Here is a 1,815-nt window from a genome sequence, read left to right as displayed (position 1 = left end):
CGCCGGCCCCGGGCCCGCCGGCGGCGCCGGACGCGCCAGAGGCGCCGGCCACGGCGGCCCGCAACGACGCGACCGCCAACGTCTTCGTGATCTCCATGTGGCCGACGACGCCGACCGGCTGTGGCCTGGCAGCGCCGATGTCGTCGACCACCAGCGCGAGGCCCGCGCCCGGCCGCCCGGCCAGCCGCGGAAGCAGGTCGGTGAGCAGCTCGTCCGCTGTGGTCAGGCACACCGTGGTCATCGGCACGCTCACCTTGCTGACCCTGGTCAGCCCCCGGTCGTCCAGCGGGACCGCGTCAAGGTCACGCAGGAACACGACCCCGGCGAGCGCGCCGTCGAAGTCCACGACGGTGAACACCGTCCGCCCCGAGGCGGCCACGGCCGGCGCCACCACATCCTCCACGGCGGCGGCGACCGTACGCCAACCGGCCACACTCTCGGGGGCGGGCCCCATCACCTCGCCGACCCGGACCCCGGCCAGCAGCCGGTTCGTGCGCAACCGGGACTGCTCGAGCCGGCCGGCGCCAAGCGCGATCCAGCCCAGCAGCACCACCCACAGCCCCGCCGGGCTGGCCAGGAATGTCACGGCCAGGCCCGACGCGATCAGAGCCCAGCCGACGGCCACCGCGGCCCGGGCCACGGCGGCGTCGGCGCGTTCCCGGCTGCCCGTCCGGCGGTACACCGCGGACGCGAGCAGCCGCCCCCCGCCGGTGCGTGGCGTGGGCAGCAGCTCCGAGGCGGTGAGCAACAGCAGCAGGCCGCCCGCCCACAGCCCGACGCTGCCGGCGAGCGCCGCGGCGCCGCTGGGAGCAAGCCAGCCGAGCACGACGAGCACGCCTCCTCCGAGCCCGCCGACGAACAGGCCGGCGCGGGCGACGCGGGCGGCGGCCACAGGTTCTGTGATCTTCGTCACGGTGGTCAGCCGGCTGCCGAACGCACCGACCCTGATCCCGCTGACCTCGACACCGGCCCGGCGCGCGGCCGCGGCCCGGGCGAAGTCGGCGGCGAGCAGCACACCGAACACCACCCCGGCACCGATAAGCCCGGCGGACAGGTAGGCGGCGGTCGGGCGGCCCGGCACCGCGGCCGGGAGTATGAAGGCGGACAGCAGGAAGGTCAGCAAGGCGATGGCGACGGCGGCCCCGGGGCGTGCCGACACCGGTGTGTGAACCGTTCCCCTCGGCGCGTGGTCAGCGGTCATATCCGTTCGCTCCCCTTTCCGGGCAGGACGTATGCCGTGGGAAAGATCGCATCACCGGATTCGTCTCCTTCCAGGCTTCCCGGCCCCGGGCGCATGCACACGGCCGGACACCACGATTGTTGTTTAAAATCTCGTTACCGCAGCCGCCCCCGCCCGCAGCCGGCCCTGCCGTCCCGCCGGTTTCGTCGTCCCCGCGGCGGTACCGACCAGCACGGGATCCGCATCGGAGCGCGCAGCCCCGAGACGCTCCTCCCGGCGGCGAGCAATGTCTCACCCTGCTATCGAACCATCACCTGCCGCGATATAGGCTCGGTACATGCCTCGCGAATGGGACGCCCGTGGCTACGACTCCCTGCCGCTGCCCCACGAGCAGTGGGGCCTGCGCACCCTCTCCCGCCTGGCGCTGGCCGGCGGCGAGACAGTCCTCGACGCCGGCTGCGGCACCGGCCGTGACACCGCCGCCCTGCTCGACCGGCTGCCCCACGGGCGGGTGATCGCCGTGGACGGCTCCGCCGCCATGCTCGACCGGCTGCGAGCCCGGCTGGACGGCCGCACCGACCGCCTGGAGATCGTCCACGCGGACCTGGCCCGGCCGCTGCACCTGCCCGGCCCGA

At 74.7% G+C, this 1,815-nt stretch carries 2 protein-coding genes; one reads left to right on the top strand and one right to left on the bottom strand.

Annotation, left to right across the window (positions count from 1 at the left end; all coding sequences use genetic code 11):
- A partial coding sequence (locus tag NBW84_RS23860) for a peptidase M50 (RefSeq protein ID WP_250287590.1) occupies positions 1–1,159 on the bottom strand: 1,159 nt, incomplete at its 3' end.
- Positions 1,160–1,517: 358 nt separating this feature from the next.
- Here NBW84_RS23860 and NBW84_RS23855 point away from each other — a divergent pair.
- The coding region (locus NBW84_RS23855; protein WP_250287589.1) for a class I SAM-dependent methyltransferase at positions 1,518–1,815 on the top strand (298 nt) is incomplete at its 3' end.

Source organism: Protofrankia sp. CiP1_Cm_nod2, from assembly GCF_920664355.1.
Taxonomy (GTDB): Bacteria; Actinomycetota; Actinomycetes; order Frankiales; family Frankiaceae; genus Protofrankia.
Note: the sequence above shows the minus strand (reverse complement) of the source record. Positions and strands in the feature narration are given on the sequence as shown.